General features: G+C 68.3%; 3 protein-coding genes and 1 pseudogene. 2 read left to right on the top strand and 2 right to left on the bottom strand.

The annotated features are described in order from the left end of the window. The first annotated feature begins 375 nt into the window (after positions 1-375). Together AC3XYG_RS24745 and AC3XYG_RS24740 are read left to right on the top strand one after the other, a co-directional pair. Entirely contained in the window at positions 376-795 is a 420-nt protein-coding gene (locus tag AC3XYG_RS24745) for a class I SAM-dependent methyltransferase (RefSeq protein WP_489142528.1), read from the top strand. After that, positions 780-1172, top strand: coding sequence for a hypothetical protein (locus tag AC3XYG_RS24740; RefSeq protein ID WP_489142527.1), 393 nt, complete (start codon positions 780-782; stop codon positions 1170-1172). The genes AC3XYG_RS24745 and AC3XYG_RS24740 overlap by 16 nt, the downstream gene beginning before the upstream one ends. Before the next feature lie 110 nt (positions 1173-1282). Here the strand turns inward: AC3XYG_RS24740 and minE are convergent, their stop codons facing one another. Both minE and AC3XYG_RS24730 read right to left on the bottom strand, forming a co-directional pair. Next, positions 1283-1561 carry a cell division topological specificity factor MinE gene (minE, locus tag AC3XYG_RS24735; protein ID WP_489142526.1) on the bottom strand — a complete coding sequence of 93 codons (279 nt, stop codon included), beginning with the start codon at positions 1559-1561 and terminating at the stop codon, positions 1283-1285. After that, positions 1558-1766 (bottom strand): annotated as a pseudogene (locus AC3XYG_RS24730) (septum site-determining protein MinD); the annotation flags it as partial. The pseudogene AC3XYG_RS24730 and the gene minE, both read right to left, overlap by 4 nt.

Raw genomic sequence — 1766 nt, 5'->3', positions numbered from 1 at the left:
CCGAGGGATCGTAGAGCCCGGCCGGGTTGGTCAGGGTGAAGGCCGGGGCGTTGCTGGAGGCGGACATGGCGGATCTCCGGTTCGAGGCGCTCCGGACATCAAAGGCGAGCCCGGGTGACCTGGTGGCGGGGGGCCGCGCATTGCGCCGCCCACACCCCCAAGACGATGCAGCCCGCCGCCTTGTGACTCAATGCCGGTGCCGGGCCTGAGGACCCACCTTTACTGTCATTGCCCGGCTCGACCGGGCAATCCAGGGGCCACGAAGAGCCGCTCTGGCCGCCCCTGGATGCCACGGTCAAGCCGTGGCATGACACTTGAAGGGTAGAAAACGCCCGAACAAGTCGTCGCGACGGGGGGAAACCGATGGAAGACGGCGTGGCGCTCAACCGGGCGCATTGGGACGAGCGGGTGGCCGCGCATCTGCGCTCCGCTTTCTACAATGTCGACGGCTTCCGGCGCGGCGAGACCGACCTGACCCCGATCGAGGCGGCGGAAATCGGCGACATCGCCGGGCTTCGGGTGGCCCATCTGCAGTGCCATTTCGGCATGGACACGATGTATTTGGCCCGCCGCGGTGCGCGGGTCACCGGCCTCGACTTCTCGGCCAAGGCGATCGCTGCGGCGCGGAGTCTGGCGGCCGAGACCGGTAGCAGCGCCGAATTCGTCGAAGGCGATCTTTATGACGCGTCGCGGCTGCTGGGCGAGGGACAGCACGACTTCGTCTTCACCAGCTGGGCACCATCATCTGGTTGCCCGACATCGTCCGTTGGGCGCAGACGGTGGCGGCGCTGCTGAAGCCGGGTGGGCGGCTCTATTTCCTCGACGGCCACCCGGCGGCGCGGGCGCTGGAGCAGGCGCGGCCGGAGGCACCGATCCTGCCGACCTATTCCTATTTCCGCGGCACGCCGCTGGAGTTCGACGCGCAAGGCAGCTACGCTGACCGCGACGCCGTCTTCAGCCACACCCGCACGGTGGAATGGGACCATCCGCTCGGCACCATCGTCGGTGCCTTGCTGGCGGCCGGGATGCGGCTGACGACCCTGCGCGAGCACGATGCCGCGGCCTGGCAGATGTGGCCCTGCCTGGTGCCGGGGACGGACGGGCTGTGGCGGATGCCGGCGGACCGGCCGAACCTGCCGCTCAGCGTCACCATCGAAGCGGTGAAAGGCTGAGGCTCGTCCCGGCCTTCTGGCCGGGTCTGGAGCCGGCTGCGCCAGGGTCGAAAGCGTGAGGTCTCACCAGGGCGTCCGCATCGCCCTTTTGTGATGAGACCGGGAGGCCGTCAGCCGCGCAGGGCGAGCTTGGCCGGGCCTTCCGGAGTCGGGATCTCGATGTCGACCTCGAGGGTCGAGACCGAAACGCCGCGGTCGAGCTTGACCTGCACCTTCTCGCGATCCACCGAGATGTGCTTGGCGATCACCGCCAGGATTTCCTCCTGCAGGATCGCCATCAGGTCGGACCGGCCGCCGATCGACGACCGCTCATGCGCCAGCAGGATCTGCAGCCGCTCGCGCGCCACCGGGGCGGAGCTGCGCTTGCTGAAGAAGCTGAACAAGCTCATGCGACCCTCCGGCAAAACAGCTTGGCGAAGATTCCCTTCTTGTCGCTCGGGACCGACATTTCGACCGTTTCGCCCTTCAGGCGCTTCACCGCGTCGAAATAGGCCCGGGCCGGGGCGCTCAGCGGGGCGTTCAGGGTGACCGGCGCGCCCATGTTCGAGGCGCGCAGCACTTCCTCGCTCTCGGGGATGATGCCGAGCAGCGGGA

Source organism: Inquilinus sp. (genome assembly GCF_057815775.1).
This window is presented reverse-complemented; position numbering and strand designations above follow the sequence as displayed.

What these genes read in the sequence shown, in the direction of transcription:
- minE (WP_489142526.1), bottom strand. Translation starts at nt 1,561, where the DNA reads ATGAGCTTGTTCAGCTTCTTCAGCAAGCGCAGCTCCGCCCCGGTGGCG.